Annotated in this window: 17 protein-coding genes and 1 pseudogene; 12 read left to right on the plus strand and 6 right to left on the minus strand. The window is 73.7% G+C overall.

The genetic code is table 11. The annotated features are described in order from the left end of the window. Window positions 1–30: 30 nt before the first annotated feature. Window positions 31–318, plus strand: coding sequence for a metal-sensitive transcriptional regulator (locus tag CP969_RS03995; protein ID WP_016827798.1), 288 nt, complete (start codon window positions 31–33; stop codon window positions 316–318). A gap of 34 nt (window positions 319–352) precedes the next feature. Here the strand turns inward: CP969_RS03995 and CP969_RS04000 are convergent, their stop codons facing one another. The 3 genes from CP969_RS04000 to CP969_RS04010 all read right to left on the minus strand — a co-directional run bounded on the left by CP969_RS04000 (window position 353) and on the right by CP969_RS04010 (window position 2947). Beyond that, window positions 353–1099: a sulfite exporter TauE/SafE family protein gene (locus CP969_RS04000; RefSeq protein WP_016827797.1), complete on the minus strand. Its 747-nt coding sequence runs from the start codon at window positions 1097–1099 to the stop codon at window positions 353–355. Beyond that, on the minus strand, window positions 1096–1482 hold the full coding sequence (locus CP969_RS04005; protein WP_016827796.1) for a rhodanese-like domain-containing protein: 387 nt from the start codon (window positions 1480–1482) through the stop codon (window positions 1096–1098). Before CP969_RS04005 ends, CP969_RS04000 begins: the two co-directional genes overlap by 4 nt. 97 nt (window positions 1483–1579) lie before the next feature. Next, window positions 1580–2947 (minus strand): MBL fold metallo-hydrolase, encoded by a 1368-nt coding sequence (locus CP969_RS04010; RefSeq protein ID WP_016827795.1) that lies wholly within the window; start codon window positions 2945–2947, stop codon window positions 1580–1582. 184 nt (window positions 2948–3131) lie between these two features. Between CP969_RS04010 and CP969_RS04015 the strand changes: the two are divergent. The 3 genes and pseudogenes from CP969_RS04015 to CP969_RS04025 form a co-directional block, all read left to right on the plus strand. Next, window positions 3132–3332, plus strand: a pseudogene (locus tag CP969_RS04015) (DUF302 domain-containing protein); the annotation flags it as partial. A 542-nt stretch (window positions 3333–3874) separates the two neighbouring features. Then, window positions 3875–4756 carry a universal stress protein gene (locus tag CP969_RS04020; RefSeq protein ID WP_016827793.1) on the plus strand — a complete coding sequence of 294 codons (882 nt, stop codon included), beginning with the start codon at window positions 3875–3877 and terminating at the stop codon, window positions 4754–4756. A 246-nt stretch (window positions 4757–5002) separates the two neighbouring features. Then, window positions 5003–5218, plus strand: a complete 216-nt coding sequence (locus CP969_RS04025) for a LapA family protein (RefSeq protein WP_016827792.1) — start codon at window positions 5003–5005, stop codon at window positions 5216–5218. Between the two features lie 67 nt (window positions 5219–5285). Here CP969_RS04025 and CP969_RS04030 read toward each other — a convergent pair whose 3' ends face one another. Beyond that, entirely contained in the window at window positions 5286–6164 is an 879-nt protein-coding gene (locus CP969_RS04030; protein ID WP_078495540.1) for a universal stress protein, read from the minus strand. Window positions 6165–6645: 481 nt separating this feature from the next. Between CP969_RS04030 and CP969_RS04035 the strand changes: the two genes are divergently transcribed. After that, window positions 6646–7101: a Crp/Fnr family transcriptional regulator gene (locus CP969_RS04035; RefSeq protein WP_016827790.1), complete on the plus strand. Its 456-nt coding sequence runs from the start codon at window positions 6646–6648 to the stop codon at window positions 7099–7101. An 82-nt stretch (window positions 7102–7183) separates the two neighbouring features. Beyond that, on the plus strand, window positions 7184–7846 hold the full coding sequence (locus CP969_RS04040; RefSeq protein ID WP_016827789.1) for a CBS domain-containing protein: 663 nt from the start codon (window positions 7184–7186) through the stop codon (window positions 7844–7846). A gap of 227 nt (window positions 7847–8073) precedes the next feature. Here the strand turns inward: CP969_RS04040 and CP969_RS04045 are convergent, their stop codons facing one another. Next, window positions 8074–9117 (minus strand): alcohol dehydrogenase catalytic domain-containing protein, encoded by a 1044-nt coding sequence (locus tag CP969_RS04045; RefSeq protein WP_004992513.1) that lies wholly within the window; start codon window positions 9115–9117, stop codon window positions 8074–8076. 452 nt (window positions 9118–9569) lie between these two features. Here CP969_RS04045 and CP969_RS04050 point away from each other — a divergent pair, with 452 nt between their 5' ends. The 6 genes from CP969_RS04050 (at window position 9570) to CP969_RS04075 (ending at window position 16289) form a co-directional block, all read left to right on the plus strand. Continuing rightward, window positions 9570–10391: a universal stress protein gene (locus CP969_RS04050; RefSeq protein WP_016827788.1), complete on the plus strand. Its 822-nt coding sequence runs from the start codon at window positions 9570–9572 to the stop codon at window positions 10389–10391. Window positions 10392–10517: 126 nt separating this feature from the next. Continuing rightward, window positions 10518–11909 (plus strand): nicotinate phosphoribosyltransferase, encoded by a 1392-nt coding sequence (locus tag CP969_RS04055; RefSeq protein WP_039831779.1) that lies wholly within the window; start codon window positions 10518–10520, stop codon window positions 11907–11909. An 11-nt stretch (window positions 11910–11920) separates the two neighbouring features. Further along, complete coding sequence (locus CP969_RS04060; RefSeq protein ID WP_004992507.1) at window positions 11921–12205, plus strand: DUF1876 domain-containing protein; 285 nt, start codon at window positions 11921–11923, stop codon at window positions 12203–12205. Between the two features lie 125 nt (window positions 12206–12330). Further along, the gene (locus CP969_RS04065; RefSeq protein WP_016827786.1) at window positions 12331–12795 is read left to right on the plus strand and encodes an Hsp20/alpha crystallin family protein; all 465 of its coding nucleotides are present in this window, start codon (window positions 12331–12333) and stop codon (window positions 12793–12795) included. Between the two features lie 164 nt (window positions 12796–12959). Continuing rightward, window positions 12960–13832 carry a universal stress protein gene (locus CP969_RS04070; RefSeq protein ID WP_016827785.1) on the plus strand — a complete coding sequence of 291 codons (873 nt, stop codon included), beginning with the start codon at window positions 12960–12962 and terminating at the stop codon, window positions 13830–13832. 60 nt (window positions 13833–13892) lie between these two features. Further along, the gene (locus tag CP969_RS04075) at window positions 13893–16289 is read left to right on the plus strand and encodes a glycoside hydrolase family 65 protein (protein WP_026085442.1); all 2397 of its coding nucleotides are present in this window, start codon (window positions 13893–13895) and stop codon (window positions 16287–16289) included. A 49-nt stretch (window positions 16290–16338) separates the two neighbouring features. On the opposite strand, the gene CP969_RS04080 is transcribed toward CP969_RS04075, so the two are convergent. Continuing rightward, on the minus strand, window positions 16339–16788 hold the full coding sequence (locus tag CP969_RS04080) for a pyridoxamine 5'-phosphate oxidase family protein (RefSeq protein ID WP_004992497.1): 450 nt from the start codon (window positions 16786–16788) through the stop codon (window positions 16339–16341). Between the last annotated feature and the right edge of the window lie 325 nt (window positions 16789–17113).

Here is a 17113-nt window from a genome sequence, read left to right on the forward strand (position 1 = left end):
ACCCCTAGGGGTATTCATGGAGGAGTGGTCGTGGAGCTGGAGCTCGAGGGTGCGGGTCTGAAGGCCGTGCTGAACCGGCTGCGCCGGGCGCAGGGCCAGATCTCCGGGGTGATCCGGATGATCGAGGAGGGGCGCGACTGCGAGGAGGTCGTCATGCAGCTCGCCGCCGCCTCCCGCGCGCTGGACCGGGCCGGGTTCGCGATCATCGCCACGGGACTGCAGCAGTGCGTGGTCGACATCGAGTCCGGCCGCGGCGACGGCGAGGACGCCGAGCAGATGCGCGCCCGGTTGGAGAAGCTGTTCCTGTCCCTGGCGTGAGGGCTCGTACGGGCGGTTCGTGGGATGCGGCGCATCACGTCACCGCGTCGATCAGCATGAAGGCGGCCACGGCCAGCAGCGCCACGGCGAAGATCCGCTGGAGCACGCGCCCGGAGGCCTTCGCGGCCAGCCGTTTCCCGTCCCAGGCACCGAGGATCGCCGCCCCGATGAAGGGGCCGACGACCGCCCAGTCCAGCCGGTCGACCGTACCTGCGCGCATCACCAGCGTGGCCAGGGAGTTGACCGTGATGACCAGCAGACTGGTGCCCACCGCGTCGCGCATGCGCAGGCCGAGCACACCCACCAGCGCCGGTACGGCGAGGAAGCCGCCGCCGACACCGAGGACGCCGGTGACGGCGCCGAGCCCGGCCCCGGCGGCCGCCGCGCGGCCCGGCCGCACCGGCGCGGCGGTGTCCGCGAGCGGCCGGGTCCGCAGCATGCGGAGTGCGGCCGCTGCCGCCACCCCGGCGAACGCCGCCGTCAGCGCTGCCTCCGGCAGGCGCCCGGCGAGCGCGCCGCCCAGCATCGCCGGGCCGATCCCGGCCGCCGCGAACAGCAGTCCCGTACGCCAGCGCACATGGCCGTCGCGGGCGTGCGCGGACAACGCGGTGACCGAGGTGAACACGACGATGACCAGGCTCGCGGTGGTGGCCGCCACCGGGGTGAAGCCGAGCAGGTAGATCAGGGCGGGGACGGCCAGCACACTGCCACCGCCCCCGAGCGCGCCGAGCGCCAGGCCGACCACGGCCCCGGCGGTCAGGGCGAGGACGAGAGCGCTCACGTGACGGTGCCGTTCCTGCCGCGCGAGTCCACCACCGGCAGTCCCGCCCCGGCCCGTTCCCTCATGCCGCCGATCACGTCCACGGCCTGTGCTCCCCGGGCCGCGAGCAGTTCGGCGACCTGCCGGGACCGGCTGCCCGAACGGCAGATCACGACCAGGGGTCGCGCCTGCGTGTCCGCGGTCAGCCCGGCCCCCGCGGCCAGTGCGGGCAGCGGCAGGTGGACGGCTCGGGGAGCGTGCCCCGCCCGCCGTTCGCGGGCTTCGCGGACATCGAGCAGCACGGCGTCGGTGCCCGCTTCCGCGCTCCCATGACCGGTGCGCGCGGCCGCCTCCCGCACGGTCACGCGGCCCGGGACGCTCCGGCCCCGTCGGAAGATGTTCATGTCGGTTCCTTGCTTCTGTTCCTCGTGCCGGCCCGGAGGGGCGGCACGGCCCGCGGCGCCCGCGCCGTCCGGTGCGGTTCGGTGCGGTTCGGTGCCGTCAGACGCCGCGGACGGCGAGCCCGGCCCGCCCGGCCGCGTCGAAGGAGTCGTCCACGGCCACGACATCGCGGCCCGCGGCATCGAGGAGGGACGCGGCGATGGCGGCACGCATGCCTCCCGCGCAGTGCACCCACACCTCGCCATCGGGGACCTCGTCGAGGCGGCGGTGCAGGGTGTGGACCGGAATGTGCACCGAGCCCTCGACGTATCCGCCCGCCCGCTCCGCGTCGCGCCGGACGTCGAGGACGACGACGCCGTCGGCCGGGCGGCGGTCGGCGAGGTCGGCGAAGGTCGCCCGCGGGAAGGAGGCCGGCTCCTCGCCCTCGCGCACCCAGTCGGCCGGACCGCCGGTGGCAGCGGCGGCCGGGCGGTCGATGCCCACCCGCACCAGCTCGCGCTGGGCGGCGGCGAGCTGGTCGGGCGACTCGGCGAGCAGCGTGACCGGCTTGCCCCACGGGATCAGCCAGGCGAGATAGGTGGCGAGCTGCCCCTCGGCCTCGAAGTTGAACGAGCCGGAGACGTGTCCTTCGGCGAAGGCGACGCGGTTGCGCAGGTCCACGACCCACTCCCCCGCGGCCAGCCGGGCGGCGATCTCCTCGGCGTCGGCCACGGCGGGCGGGGTCAGGTCGACGGGCGCGGGACCCGTGGCGTTGACCGGCCCCATGTGCGTGTAGTAGGCGGGGATGTCGTCCAGGCCGGTCAGCAGATCGGCGACGAAGGTGTCCACGTCCCGGGTGAGGGCCTCGTTGGACGCCTTCTCCTCGCCGATCGTCGTGCCGGAGCCCTCCGCCTGGGTGGACGAGCAGAAGCTGCCGAAGCCGTGCGTGGGGAGCACCGCCGTCTCCTCGGGCAGCTCGGCGGCGAGCCGGTGCGCGGAGGCGTGCTGTGCCCGGGCGAGGTGCTCCGTCAGCCGCGGCTCGACGAGGTCCGGGCGCCCGACGGTGCCGATCAGCAGCGAACCGCCGGTGAACACGGCGACCGCCGTGCCGTTCTCCTCCAGCACGTAGGAGGTGTGGTGCGGGGTGTGACCGGGTGTGGCCAGGGCGCGCAGCACCAGGCCGGCGCCGGTGTCGACGTCCGTGCGGTCACCGTCGTGCACCGGCACGCGTTCGAAGCGGACGCGGGCCCCGGCCGGCACGAGGTAGGCGGCGCCCGTCACCCGGGCCAGCTCCGGCCCGCCGGTGACGTAGTCGTTGTGGAGGTGGGTCTCGACGACGTGTGAGATCCGCACCCCGCGACGGGCCGCCGCCTCGACCATCCGGTCGATGTCGCGCGGCGGGTCGACCACCACCGCCGTCCGCTCACCGCCCGCCAGATAGCTGCGGTTGCCCAGCCCCGGCACCTCGATCGTGTCGACGAAGAACACGTGGTACTCCCTTCCAGCGAATGATTACCCCGGGGGGTATGCTCTCGACCGTAACACAAGTACCCCCGGGGGTATATTCGAGGGCAGGGAACCCCTGCCGACCGCCTCGCGCACACCTCGCGCACGGCCGGACACCGTCAGCCCGTGCGAGCCGTGGCGTGTACCGACGGGAAAGGCCGCCGCCATGCGCTACGACCGCACCGTGCACCCGGACACCGGCTTCGCCGCCGCCGTCGCCCGCACCCGCGACGCCCTGGCCGCCCAGGGTTTCGGCATCCTCACCGAGATCGACGTCACCGCCGCCCTCAAGACCGAGCTCGGCCACGACATGGAGGACCACGTCATCCTCGGTGCCTGCAACCCGCCCCTCGCCCACCGCGCCCTCCTCCGGCGAGGGCACCTCGCCGAGTTCACCGCCCCGCCCACCGGGCGGCACTGAGCCGTTGCGGCGCGGCAAGGTGGGATCGTCATGAGCCGTCGTCACGAGCAGCACCCCGTCGGATCGGGGAGGTCGGCCGGCTCGTGCTCGACACGCTGGACTCGGCGGAGAAGCCCTCGTCGCACGGCCGGCGAGGAGGTGTCCACAGCCACGCCCCCTCGCCGGCCACGCGCCGCACGGCGTCGGCGCAAAGGGTGACTGATCGGCACGACCGGTTCCCGTCCGGGACGGCGGCCGGGCGCACCACGGCCCGTCCCGAGGGAGGAGCTGTACCGCGAGGTGGCGAAGGGGCATCCTGGACAGGAGCCGACCGGGACTTCCGCGCACACGCTCGGCCCGGTCGCGGGCGCACGCGGGCGTGCCGGCTTCAGCGGTCCGCTTCCGGGCTCCGTGAGCCGGGGCGCCCTCCGCCCCGCGCGCCGCCCGGTCCTCCGGGCCCGCGTCCCGCAGGGGCGGTGGCGACCGCGGATCCGGCGAGGAGGGTTGCCATGGGACAGCCGGTCGTGGCCGGGGTGGACGGTTCGCCGTCGAGCCTGGACGCGGTGGAGACCGCGGCCCACGAGGCCGAACTGCACGGCGTGGGCCTCCGGCTGGTGCACGCCTTCGGACAGTCGTCCCCGCACGTGCCGCCCGCCGGACCGCCGTGGAGCCCGACCGCGGCGGGAGTGCGTGAACTGATCGACGGCACCCTGGCCGAAGCCGAACGGCGGGCCCGTCACACGGCTCCGCGGGTGGAGATCGCCCGGGACGTCACCCTGGGCGAGCCGTCGACGGTGCTGGAGATCGCCTCCCGCGCGGCCTCGCTGGTGGTGATCGGCAGCCACGACCGGAGCGTCGTCGGCGGCCTGCTGCTCGGCTCGACCGCCGGTCACCTCGCCGCGCACGGCCACTGCCCGGTCCTGGTGGTCCGGGGGCGGCGGGCGCCGGCCGACCCCGTGCTGCTGGCGGTCGACGACGCGCCCGCGTCCGCGGGGGCCGTCGCCTTCGCCTTCGCCGAGGCGCGCCTGCACGGCGCGGTTCTCATGGCGCTGCACGTGTGCCGGCCCGGAAGCGCGGACGCCTACGACGGACCCGCGGACCCGCCCTTCGTCACGTACGACAGGAACCACCTGCTCGACCATGCGGAACGCGTGCTCGACGCGGCGCTGGCCGGACACCGGCAGCGGTATCCGGACGTCACCGTGCGCCACCGGCCGGTCGTCGGCCGGGTGCGCCGCACCCTCATCGAGGCGAGCGCGAGCGCGCGGTTCCTCGTCGTCGGTGCGCGGGGCAGGGGCGGCTTCACGGGCTTGCTCCCGGGATCGGTCAGCCAGGCCGTCCTGCACCACGCGCGGTGCCCCGTCGCGGTGGTCCGGGACCGCCGGGAGTGACCCGGCGTCGCCCGTTCCCCGGGGCCCCGGCCCGGCGCCCAGCGGATTCGACGAGCGCTCAGGGCCGCGAGCAGCCGCACGTCTTCTCGGTACCGCGTTCCAAGGCCCCGGCGGGCGTCACGGACCATGGCGTGCGGAGCCGAACCCGGTCGTCCGGCCCGCGGGGTCGAGTCGCCCGCGCACACCAAACGGCCGATAATGGTCCTCATGGCGCGGAACGCTGCAAAAGCACACGCTCCTTCGACCTTGACGGTCAAGGGGCAGGACATCAAGCTGCGCACGATCGGCTCCGTGCTCATCGCCGCCCTGGCCATCTGGTTCATCGCCGCCAACACGAAGTCGGTCACCATCAGGCTGTGGATCCCGACCGTCACGCTCCCGCTGTGGAGCGTCCTCACCGTGACCTTCCTCGTGGGCGTAGTGCTCGGTCTGCTCATCGCCCACCGGCGTGCCCGGCAGTAGCACCCGCGACCGGCGGTGGCGACTCCTTCGCCCGGGAAGGTGCGGTCTCCCTCCGGGCGGTTCTTCGTCACACCTGCTGCGGCACGACCGCGACCGGGCACTGGGCGTGGTGCAGCAGTGTGTGGTTCACCCGGCCGAGTTGGAGGCCGACGTGTCCCCGGCGGCGTCGAGCACCGACGATCACCAGGTCGGCGGCGGCCGACCGGAGCACGAGGACCTTGGGAGCGGGGCCCTCGACCGTCGTCCGGCGCACCCGGACGCCCGGATGGTCGGCCATCGCGTCGCGCAACAACTCCTCGAGCAGGGCGAAAGCCCGCTCCTCGTGGTGGCGCGCCGGTTCCTCGGCAGATGCCGGGTAGTCGGTGCTCCCGTGCGCGGGGCAGCGCCAGGCACGTACGACGTCCAGGACGCAGCCGCGTGCCTCGGCCTCACGGAAGGCGAACCGCACGGCCTCACTGTTCGTGCCGGGGTCTCCCGCGCCGAGCAGGATCCGCTCGTGGGTGCCGGCCAGGCCGGCCGCGTCGCCCCGGACGACGACCACCGGGCAGTGCGCACGCGCCGCGACGGCCAGGCCGACCGAGCCGAGGAGCAGTCCCCTCAGCTCCCCGCGGCCCCGTGATCCGGTGACGAGGAGCGAGGCGTTGTCGCCCTCGCGCAGAAGGGCGTGCACCGCGTCCTCGGGGAGGATCGCCGTGCAGGCCCTGACATCGGGGTTGCGCCGGCGGGCGCGTTCGGCGGCGGACGCGACGACGTGCTCCGCCGCCGTCCGGGCCGCAGGGCGTCGCGGGGCGGACGACGGGCGGGGTCCTTCGTAGCGCTCCCAGAGGGAGGCGTACACCAGCCGCAGCGGCATCCCGTGCCGGGCCGCCTCGTCCACGGCCCAGTCGACGGCCCGCAGACTGGAGTCCGATCCGTCGACGCCTGCGATCAGGGGCGGTTCCGCCATGGTGCCCACCGCCTTTCGGCAGCTATGTGCTCCGGTACGGCTCGTCATCCACCGTCTCACGCGACCCGGTGCGGGGAGACGGGCCGTCGGCCCGCGCCGGGAACCTTCGGGCCACTGGGGCGCCCTGCGCGGGGGCGGGGGTGCCCGGGCGGCGGGTGCTTCCAGCGGCGCTCAGGACCGGTCGGCTCACGACCGGGCGCGGCGTCGAACGGCTGCCGGCGGCTGGCGAGGACGACCGGCTCACCGCCGCCCCGCCCCGGTGAACCGGACGGGTTCCCCTCTGCCGCCCATGGAGGCGGGCAGTCGCTGAACCGCTGCCGGGCCGGTGGGGCCGAAGGTCCCTCGGACGGGTCCGGCCGGCCCGTGGCGTCCCCCGCCGACCGGGCACACGCTTGTCCTTGAGGGCCCGTGGTCCGCCCCGACCGTAGGGCCGGCGAAGGCCGCCGTCCGTCTGTGGCGGCAGACGCGGAAGGGGACAGCGATGACATCCACCACCACTCTGGCCGCCGGTCTCCCGGCCGAGTACCGCGAGCGGTTGATGCCGCACGCCCGCGAGGTCTCCTTCGAGACGGGAGCCCGCCTGTTCGAGGAGGGGCGGCGGGCCGACCGGTTCTGGATCGTCCGGACCGGCACCGTCGCCCTCGACCTGCACGTGCCCGGCCGCCGCGCGGCCGTGATCGAGTCGCTGGGCCACGGCGAACTGGTCGGCTGGTCCTGGCACTTCCCGCCCCACTCGTGGCACCTGGGCGCCGAGACCACGAGCCCGGTACGGGCCTGGGAGTTCGACGCGGAGGCCGTACGGGTCCTGTGCGCCGAGGACCCCGACTTCGGCCACGCGATCGCCGTGTGGGTCGGCCGGGTGGTCGCCCACCGGTTGCACGCGACCCGTGTCCGGCTGCTCGACCTGTACGCCCCGTACGGCAGCGGGAGCGGATGACGACGACCGGGCCTCCCGTGCCGCGCCCCGGCCCCGAGCGGCCACCGGCCGGCGCACGTACCCGACACCCGGAGGGAAGACCATGAACGGCAGCCCGTACACCGTGAGCGACGTGATGTCGCACACCGTCGTGGCCGTCGGTCGCGACGCCCCGTTCAAGGAGGTCATCCAGCTCATCGAGCAGTGGAAGGTGAGCGCCCTGCCGGTGCTGGAGGGCGAGGGCCGGGTGGTCGGCGTCGTCTCCGAGGCCGATCTGCTGCCCAAGGAGGAGTTCCGCGACAGCGACCCCGACCGGTTCCTGCAGCTGCGTCGCCTGCCCGACCTGGCCAAGGCGGGGGCGCTGACGGCCGGAGAGCTGATGAGCACCCCGGCCGTCACCGTCCACGCCGACGCCACCGTCGCGCAGGCGGCCCGCGTCATGGCGCAGCGCAAGGTGAAGCGGCTGCCCGTCGTCAACGACGAGGGACTGCTCGAAGGCATCGTCAGCCGGGTCGACCTGCTGAAGGTCTTTCTGCGGACGGACGAGGAACTCGCCGAAGAGGTCCGCCGGGAGGTCGTCGCCCGCCTCTTCCCCGCCTCGTCCGAATCCGTCCGGGTGGATGTCACCGAGGGAGTCGTGACTCTCACCGGCCGCATCCGGGACACCTCGCTGGTGCCCCTCGCCGCCCGCGCGGTGCGCGCCGTCGAGGGGGTGGTCGACGTCGAGTTCCGTCCCGGGAACGGATCGTCGGGCGAACCGCGGTGAAGGCGAGGGGCGACCGCCGCTCGCCTGTCGGCCTCGCCCCGCTGTCCGGCGGCGCCGGCTTCCCGCTCTCCCGCGTGAGGTGGAGGGAGGCGGGGCAGGCCGGCGCTCCCCCCGTGCTCCCGCCGGGGCGGTCGGGTGCCGCCGGGCGGGAAGGAGGTGCGCGGTGCTGTCTGCCCGGTGCGACCGGAGGGCCGTTCATCGGGACGGTGCGACCGGAGGACCGGTCGTCAGGACGGCGCCGACGCCTCGCGGTGCAGCACGACCTTGAGGGCGCCGGTGTCCGGGCCCTGGGAGAAGACCTCGTAGGCGTCCTCCATGCGGTCGAGACCGAACCTGTGGGTGACGAGGGGGGAGACCGCGAGCCGTCCGAAGGCCAGGAGGTCGAGCAGCCACGGGGTGGAGAAGGTGTCGACCTGGCCGGTGCTGATCGTGAGGTTCTTGCGCCACAGGGCCTCGAGGTGCAGCGTGACCGGTTTGCCGTGCATGCCGATGTTGGCGATGTGCCCTCCCTCGCGCACCACGCGTGTGGCCAGGAGGAAGCTCTCCGGATCGCCCGCGGCCTCGATGACGACGTCGGCTCCCGGTCCCTCGGACAGATCGGCGACCATCCGCCCGGGCAGTTCGGCGGCATCGGCGCCCAGGCGGGTGGCGGCTGCCAGCCGGGGAAGGGACAGGTCCACCGCGATGACCCGGCGGGGCGAGTAGAGACGGGCGATGACGACAGCGGCGAGCCCCACGGGCCCCGCCCCCACCACGACGACGGTGTCTCCCGGGCCCACGTGTCCGTTGCGCACCCCGATCTCGTAGGCCGTGGGGAGGAGTTCGGCGAGCAGGACCGCGTCGTCGAGCGGGACGTACGCGGGCCGTCGGTACGTGGAGTAGTCGGCGAAGGGGACGCGGACGAACTGGGCCTGCGTCCCGTTGATCATGTTGCCCAGGATCCATCCGCCACCGCCGCGGCACTGTCCGTACAGGTTGTCGTGGCACAACGGGCAGTGTCCGCAGGACGAGACGGCCGACACGATCACCTGGTTCCCGGGGCGCAGGGTGTGCACCCCGCGGCCGACTTCCACCACTTCGCCGACGGCCTCGTGGCCGAGGACCGTACCCGGCTTCACCTCGGGGAGCTCCCCCCGCCGGAGGTGCAGATCACTGCCGCAGACGGTGGTCGCGTCGACGCGTACGATCGCGTCGGTGTCCTCCTCGATCGCGGGGTCGGGAACCGTGTCCCAGGAGGTCTGTGCAGGACCGTGGTAGACAAGTCCGCGCATGGTCGCTCACTCCCTCGGCACTTCATCTCCACCGTCGCCCCCGAAGGGTTTCCGGGCAACACGGAATGCCGACTCGCCCCGCCTTCCCTCAGTCCGGCTGCGTGTGGGGGCGGCAAAGGACCGGGGCCCGGCGGGCAGCAGCGGCAGGGCTCTCGGGTGAGCCGTCGGGGCCGAGGGCGATCGCTGGTTCCATGGCGCCCGCCTCCGTCCCGTAAGAAGCTGGAAGTGGCGGTGGCGGGGTCCGCCCCCTCCGGAAGCACCGGCGCGTCCCGCCGCCTTCCGCTGATTCGAGGAGTACCGCGAACCTTCCCGCGGCGCACGCGAGCCCGGTGGGTCGGGGCTCGGGCGGGTGGGGTCCGGGGAAAGAAGGCCGGGTGGGGTCCGGGGAAAGAAGGCCGGGTGGGGTCCGGGGAAAGAAGGCCGGGTGGGGTCCGGGGAAAGAAGGCGTGGCAGTGGTGATTCCCCTGGTGGTCGGCATCGACGGGTCGGAGTCGAGCCTGGAGGCGGTGGACTGGGCCGTCGACGAGGCGGCCCGGCACACGGTGCCGCTCCACCTGGTGCATGCGGCGGAGCCGGGCCGTGAGGCGTCCGACCTGATCGCCGTCGCCTCGGCGCGGGCCGGGACGGGCACCGCCGCGGTGCGGCTGTCGAGCGAAGTGCTGTACGGGGACGCGGCCCTCGCCCTGATCGGCAAGGGGCGCAACGCCTTCGCACTGGTCCTCGGCTCCCGGGGGCTCGGAGGTCTCACCGGGCTGCTCCTGGGTTCGGTCGGCCTGGCCGTGGCGGCGCGGGCCGACTGCCCGGTCGTCGTGGTGCGCGGATCGGCGGAGCACCGGGGCGTCCGGTTCGGGAGCGTCGTCGTAGGGGTCGAGGACGGTGAGGGAAGCGACACGGCCGTGGAGTTCGCGTTCCGCGAGGCACACGTACGGCGCTGCGAGCTGGTGGCGGTGCATGCCCGGAGTACGCCGGCAAGCGCTCCCTCCGAGCCCCCACCCGGGTCGTGGTACCCCCGTGAGGCCCGTCGTCGCCCGCCGGCGCAGGTGCTCGACGACGCTCTGCGCGGCCCCGCGGAGCAGTACCGGAACACCACCGTGCGCCGCCGGGTGGTCGAGGTACCGGCGCGGCAGGCGCTGTTGGAGGCCGCGTCGGGAGCGGACCTGCTCGTCGTCGGAGCCGGTAAGCGGCATGGGCACTTCGGCCTGCAACTCGGCCTGATCAACCACGCGGTGCTGCATCACGCACCGTGTCCGATCGTGGTGGTGCCGCGGAAATGACGACGCGCCACCGGAAACCGAGACGCACCACCGGAAACCGGGTGGGATCCGGTGGAGCCCCTGCGGGCCGGCCGATTCCGCCGGTGACGTGAAGGAGAACCGGACGGGACCGAGAGGGTGGCGCTGATGTCCGACGCGACGACCACCGACCTGTACGAGGTGACGATGGCCCTGTCCTACCTGCGGGAGGGCATGACCGGCCCGGCGACGTTCAGCCTGTTCGTCCGCGATCTGCCTGCCGAGCGGGGCTTCCTGGTCGCCGCGGGGCTGGAGTCCGCCCTGGACCACCTGTCCGGGCTGCAGGTCGGCCCCGAGGACGTCGACGCCTTCGCCGCCGCGCTGCACCGCCCGCCACGGGACCTGGAACCCCTGCTGGGCCTGCGGTTCACCGGCCGGGTGCGGGCGGTGCCGGAGGGAAGGGTCGTCCTCGCCGGAGAGCCCTTGCTGGAGGTGACGGCTCCCCTGCCGCAGGCGCAACTGGTCGAGACGTACGTGCTCAACCAGCTCAGCCATCAGACGACGATCGCCTCGAAGGCGGCGCGGTGCGTCCTGGCGGCGTCCGGGCACCCGGTCGTGGACTTCTCCCTGCGGCGGACCCACGGTCCGCAGGCCGGTTTCCAGGCCGCCCGGCTCGGTGCGATGACCGGATTCGCGGGCACCAGCAACGTGGCCGCGGCCACGGCCGTGGACGTGCCCGCCGTCGGCACGATGGCCCACTCCTTCGTGGAGGCGTTCCCGACCGAGGAAGAGGCGTTCCGCGCGTTCGCCCGGGCCCACCCCGGCCCCGTGACCTTCCTCGTGGACACCTACGACACCGAGGCGGGCGTCCGCGTCGCGGCACGCGTGCTGCGGGACCTGGACCTCGGGCCCGGTTGCGCCGTACGCCTGGACAGCGGCGACCTGGAGGACCTGGCGGTGCGGGCCCGGGCCGTCCTCGACGGAGCGGGCCTGCGGGACGTGCGGATCACCGTCAGCGGCGGTCTCGACGAGTACGCCGTGGACGACCTGGTCCGTTCCGGGGCACCGATCGACGTCTACGCGGTCGGCACTCGCGTCGGGGTCTCGGCCGACGCTCCGTACCTGGACTCGGCCTACAAGATGGTGGAGTACGACGGGCGACCGGTCATGAAGCTCTCGTCGGCGAAGGTGACGGCGCCCGGGCAGAAGCAGGTGTTCCGTCGTCCCGGCTGCGCCGACGTGATCGGCCTCGCCGATGAGCCGCCGCCACCCGAGGGCACGCCGCTGCTGGAGACGGTGATGCGGGACGGGCGGCGCACCGGCGAGAGGTCCACGCTCGGCGAGTGCCGGGAGAGGTTCGCCGCGGACCTGGCCGCACTGCCGCCGGCCGCCCGGCGGATCCGGGCCCCCGTCGCACCTCGTGCGACGCCCTCCGAACGGCTGAGCACCCTCACCGACCACGTCCGGCGCCGTCTCGCGGAGCGGACGGCGGCACCCGCCGCGCGGCACGGGGTGTCCGAACCAAGCCCCTCCGGATCGCACCGGTCCGTACCGAGCTGAGGAGGAAAGCGATGCCGCACACAGGGGAATGGAAAGTCCGCCTCCACCTCTTCGAGGACGGGGGGACGACGAAGGCCCGCGCGGTGATCGACACCGGAACCAGGGAGCTCACCGGCCACGGGGTCGCGCACCGCAATCCGGCGGACACGGACGTGCCGGAGATCGGCGACGAACTGGCGGCGGGCAGGGCCATGCAGGACCTCGGCCGGCAGTTGGTGGAGATCGCCGAGCGCGACATCGAGGGCACGGGCGCGACCGGGCCGGGCCCCCGCCCGGCCGTCGGCTGGCCGGCGTGACCGCGGGCGCATCAGCCGGGACGACCCCGAGGGCCCGGCACCCGCCCGGGGACCCGGCCCCGCAAGCAGCGGATCCGTCCCGAAGGCGGGTGCGCTGTCGATCCAGGAGTCGAGGAGGACGACCGATGACACTTCCAGCACACCGCGGCAGGGGCTCGCTCTCCGGGTGGGACCCCTTCCGGGAACTCGAGGACCTGCGCAACCGGATGGACCGGCTCGTGCAGGCCACCTTCTCCGGCCGCGACCTTCCCGAAGCCGGGGCGGCCGAGGCGTGGGCGCCACCGGCCGACGTCGAGGAGACCGAGGACGCCTACCTGATGGAGCTGGAGCTCCCCGGCGTGGACAAGGACCGGATCACCGTCGAGGTCGGCGACGGCGAACTCGACGTCCACGGCGAGATCGAGGAGAGGGAACGCACCGGCGTGCTCCGTCGGCAGACCCGGCACGTCGGACGGTTCGACTACCGCATGAGTCTGCCCCCGAACGTCGACACCGAGCACATCACCGCGGAGTTGACCAACGGAGTCCTCACGCTGCGCGTCCCCAAGGCCGAGAAGGCCAAGCCGCACCGCATCGAGATCACCGGCTGAGCCGGGCGGGGCCTGCGGTCCCGGACCGATGACGCGTCGCGTCGCCCACGGCCCGGGACCGGCAGGGCACCGGCTGCGTGGTCCGTATGTCGCGGCAGGTCCCGGGCAGTGCGACGGTAGTGACAGGGGGTGTGTCAGCGATCGCGCAGGAAGGTGAGGGCACCATGGAACTCCCACTGGTGGTGGGTGTCGACGGATCGGACTCCAGCCTTCAGGCACTGGACTGGGCGGTGGACGAAGCGGCACGCCATGGTCTTCCGGTGCGTCTCGTCCACGCCTCGCTGTGGGAGCGCTACGAGGCGGCCCGCCCCTCCCTGAGGACCGATCGCCCCGCTGAAGAGGTCCTGGCGGAGCACATCGTCGCGTCGGGCATCGAACGCGCCCGGCTCCGCGATCCCGAGGTGAAGGTGTCGGGCGATGTACTGCCCGACGACGCCGTGTCCGTGCTGCTGCACGCGGGGCACGAAGCATACGCCCTAGTCGTGGGCTCACGCGGCCGTGGCGGAATAGCCGAGCGGCTGCTGGGGTCGGTCGGTCTCACCGTGGCGGCCCGCGCCGTGTGCCCGGTCTTCGTGGTCCGTGGCCCGGAACAGAACCGGCAGGGCCTCTTCGGGCGGGTGGTGGCCGGCGTCGGCACCCCGGCCACGAGCACGAGTGCCGTACGGTTCGCCTTCCGCGAGGCCGAGGCACGCGGCTGTGCCCTGGATGCCGTACGGGCCTGGCGCAGTCCGGTTCACGAGCACGCGGACCCCTCCCTCGCCGATGACGCCGCCCGTGCCCACGAGGAACGCGCCTCGGCCAACCTCACCGACGCGCTGAGCGAGGCGATGCGGCTGCACCCCGGGGTCGAGGTGCGGCGCAGGCCGGTCGAAGGCCCTGCGCACCGGGTCCTGCTGCACACCACGACCGAGGCCGACCTGATCGTCGTCGGCGCTCTGCGACGGCACGGCCACTTCGGTCTGCAACTCGGCCGCGTCGCCCACACCCTGCTGCACCACTCCGCGTGCCCGGTCGCCGTCGTTCCCCGGCGGGCCTGAGCACCGTCCTGCGGACCGCACGCCGTGATCGTCGTGGAGGGGAAGGGGTGGCAGCCCCGGATGCCGGAGTGGACCTGGGAGTACGAGGGGTACGACCCCGCTGCCGAGCGGTTGCGTGAGTCGCTGTGCACTCTCGGCAACGGCTACTTCGCCACCCGCGGCGCGGTGCCCGAGAGCCGGGCGGGGGTGGTGCACTGCCCGGGAACCTACGCGGCCGGCTGCTACAACCGTCTGGAGTCGAGCGTCGCGGGGCGGCGGGTGGTGAACGAGGACCTGGTCAACCTGCCGAACTGGCTGCCCCTGCGGTTTCGTCGCCGTCCCGCCGACGGACCGTGGGGTCCGTGGTTCTCTCCGGACACCCACGCCCTCCTCGACCACCGGCACACCCTGGATCTGCGCAGCGCCACGTTGACCCGCACGTTCCGCCACCGGGACGGGGCGGGCGTGCTGAGCGTGGAGCAGACACGCCTCGTCCACATGGAGGACCCCCACCTGGCGGCACTGCGGACGGTTTTCACGGCCGAGGACTGGTCGGGGGAGATCGAAGTCGAGTCCGCCCTCGACGGCGGTGTGATCAACGGCAATGTGCACCGTTACCGGTCGCTCAACCGCCGCCACCTGACGCAGGTGGAGACAGGGACGGAGGAACCCCGCACGGTGTGGCTGCGCTGCCGCACCAGTTCCTCCGACATCGCGATCGCCCTGGCGGCCCGGACCTCGGTCACCGGGCAGCGGCCCGTCTCGTCGGAGCTGCTGCCCGCCCGGCAGCGCGCCGTGCACCGTCTGGTGATCCCCCTCGTTCCGGGCCGGCCCGTCGGGGTGGAGAAGACCGTGGCACTGCACACCTCACGCGACACGGCGATCGCCAACCCGCTCGAGGCGGCCGTCGACCGTGTGACCGCGGCCCCGGGCTTCCGCGCGCTGCTGGACTCCCACACCGCCGCTTGGGGACGGTTGTGGCGGCGCGCGGAGGTCCGGGTTCCCGGCGAGGCGGGTCGCTTCCTGCGCCTGCACCTGTTCCACGTCCTGCAGACGCTGTCACCGCACACCGCGGACCTGGACGTGGGGGTGCCGGCCCGGGGACTGCACGGCGAGGCCTACCGGGGCCACGTCTTCTGGGACGAGCTGTTCGTGCTGCCGTATCTGAACCTGCACTTTCCCGAGGTCTCCCGAGCACTGCTGACCTACCGCCACCGGCGTCTGCCGCAGGCGTGCCGCGCGGCGGCCGCGGCCGGCCGGGCGGGGGCGATGTACCCGTGGCAGAGCGGCAGCGACGGACGCGAGGAGACCCAGGAACTGCACCTCAACCCCCGCTCGGGGCGCTGGCTGCCGGACCACTCCCGGCTCCAGCACCACGTCGGCTCGGCGATCGCCTACAACGTGTGGCAGTACTGCGAGGCCACCGGCGACACCGAGTTCCTCCACACCAAGGGCGCCGAGACGCTGCTGCAGATCGCCCGCTTCTGGGCGCACACCGCGGTCCTCGACCCGGAGACGGGCCGGTACCGCATCCGCGGGGTGGTCGGCCCCGACGAGTACCACGACGGCTACCCGGGCGCCCCCCGGCCGGGCCTGGACGACAACACGTACACCAACGTCACCGCCGCCTGGGTCCTCTGCCGCGCTCTGGACCTCGTACGGCGGCTTCCCGCATGGCGCCGGGAGGAGCTGTTCGAACGGGTGCGGCTGGACGGCGGCGAACTCTCCCGGTGGGAGGAGGTGTCCCGGCGGCTGCGCGTGCCGTACCACCGGGGCGTCATCAGCCAGTTCGAGGGCTACGACGACCTGGCCGAGCTGGACTGGGACGGCTACCGCTCACGGTACGACAGCATCCGGAGACTGGACCGGATCCTCGAGGCCGAGGGCGACTCGGTCAACCGCTACAAGGCCTCCAAACAGGCCGACGTCCTCATGCTCGGCTACCTCTTCCCGCCCGCCGAACTGCGCTGGTTGTTCCAGCGTCTGGGATACCCGATGGACGACGACGTCTGGCGCGGGACCGTCGACTACTACCTTCGGCGCACCAGCCACGGCTCCACCCTCAGCGGACTCGTCCACGGCTGGGTCCTCGCCCGGGTCAGACGGGCCGAGGCGTGGAGTTACGTCCGTGAGGCCCTGGAGTCGGACGTCGCCGACCTCCAGGGCGGCACGACCGGCGAAGGCATCCACCTCGGTGCCATGGCCGGGACCCTCGACCTGGTCCAGCGCGGCCTGACGGGGCTGGAGACCCGCGAGGACGCCCTGTGGCTGGACCCGGTGCCGCTTCCGGCGCTGTCCGAGTACGGGTTCCCGCTGCGCTATCGCGGTCACTGGGGCGTCGGCGTGCGACTGCGGAGCGGGCGGTTGCGGGTCGGTGTGCCCTCCTCGGAGGAATCACCGATCCGCGTCGTACTCGCCGATCGGGCCGTCACCATCGCCCCGGGGGAGACGTGCACGCTCGTGCTGCCTGCGGGGTGATCCTCCCGGCGGGCCGACCGTCCCTCCGCCCGGGCCCCGTGGGCGGCCGTCATCCGTCCGCCGCTGCCAGGTTCACCCCGTACAGGGTGCGTCCGCCGACGAGTTCGCGTCCGGTGACCAGCTCGGGCTCGACACGGACGAAGACCTCCCGCTGCGCGGGCACCCAGGAGACCGGGCCGACGCGGGTCAGGCGCTCGTGTTCGGCGGGGTCGGTCACCACCGTGGCCGGGCCCGTGACGACGACGCTCCAGCCGGCCTGACGGACCGCGTCGACGTGGTCGGCCTCGAAGGCGACCACCGCGCCGTCGATCGCGCGGACCAGTTCCGAGGCCGAGGCGGTACGCAGCAGGACCGCGCCGTCGGCGTCCAGGCAGAAGTTGACCGGCAGCACGGCGGGCAAGGCCCGGCGCGTGAAGACGATGCGGCCGACGGGCACCTGGGTCATCAGCCGCAGGCACTCCTGCCGCCCTAGTTCGCGGAAACCGTCATCGGGGTACATCTCCGGCCCGTCCTTCGCTGGTACAGCGGTCCTGCGTCCTTCCACCCTGGGGCGGGCGAGGCCGGAAGGTGAGGGCCGACGGTCCCGTTCCCGCTGGAGAACGGCCCGGCGGCCCGGCCGCGCCCGGCGGCCGGGCCCCACGGAAGCGGCCGCCGAAGCCGGTGGGCAAGCCGGTCACCACTTCCCCCCGTGGGGTGCGGGGAGTCCCGCTTCCCCGGCCGGCAGGAGGAGCCGGGCGCTCTGGGGATCGGTGATGCCGGAGCTGCGCGGGTGCCGTGTGCGCCTGACGCGCAGTCAGGTGACCGCGTCGCGCCGCGGGGTGCGA

The organism is Streptomyces viridosporus T7A, from assembly GCF_008704515.1.
Lineage (GTDB): Bacteria > Actinomycetota > Actinomycetes > Streptomycetales > Streptomycetaceae > Streptomyces > Streptomyces viridosporus.

What these genes read in the sequence shown, in the direction of transcription:
- CP969_RS04040 (WP_016827789.1), top strand. Translation starts at nt 7,184, where the DNA reads ATGAACGGCAGCCCGTACACCGTGAGCGACGTGATGTCGCACACCGTC.
- CP969_RS04070 (WP_016827785.1), top strand. Translation starts at nt 12,960, where the DNA reads ATGGAACTCCCACTGGTGGTGGGTGTCGACGGATCGGACTCCAGCCTT.
- CP969_RS04075 (WP_026085442.1), top strand. Translation starts at nt 13,893, where the DNA reads ATGCCGGAGTGGACCTGGGAGTACGAGGGGTACGACCCCGCTGCCGAG.
- CP969_RS04005 (WP_016827796.1), bottom strand. Translation starts at nt 1,482, where the DNA reads ATGAACATCTTCCGACGGGGCCGGAGCGTCCCGGGCCGCGTGACCGTG.
- CP969_RS04060 (WP_004992507.1), top strand. Translation starts at nt 11,921, where the DNA reads ATGCCGCACACAGGGGAATGGAAAGTCCGCCTCCACCTCTTCGAGGAC.
- CP969_RS04065 (WP_016827786.1), top strand. Translation starts at nt 12,331, where the DNA reads ATGACACTTCCAGCACACCGCGGCAGGGGCTCGCTCTCCGGGTGGGAC.
- CP969_RS04080 (WP_004992497.1), bottom strand. Translation starts at nt 16,788, where the DNA reads ATGTACCCCGATGACGGTTTCCGCGAACTAGGGCGGCAGGAGTGCCTG.
- CP969_RS04020 (WP_016827793.1), top strand. Translation starts at nt 3,875, where the DNA reads ATGGGACAGCCGGTCGTGGCCGGGGTGGACGGTTCGCCGTCGAGCCTG.
- CP969_RS04030 (WP_078495540.1), bottom strand. Translation starts at nt 6,164, where the DNA reads ATGGCGGAACCGCCCCTGATCGCAGGCGTCGACGGATCGGACTCCAGT.
- CP969_RS04055 (WP_039831779.1), top strand. Translation starts at nt 10,518, where the DNA reads ATGTCCGACGCGACGACCACCGACCTGTACGAGGTGACGATGGCCCTG.
- CP969_RS04045 (WP_004992513.1), bottom strand. Translation starts at nt 9,117, where the DNA reads ATGCGCGGACTTGTCTACCACGGTCCTGCACAGACCTCCTGGGACACG.
- CP969_RS04035 (WP_016827790.1), top strand. Translation starts at nt 6,646, where the DNA reads ATGACATCCACCACCACTCTGGCCGCCGGTCTCCCGGCCGAGTACCGC.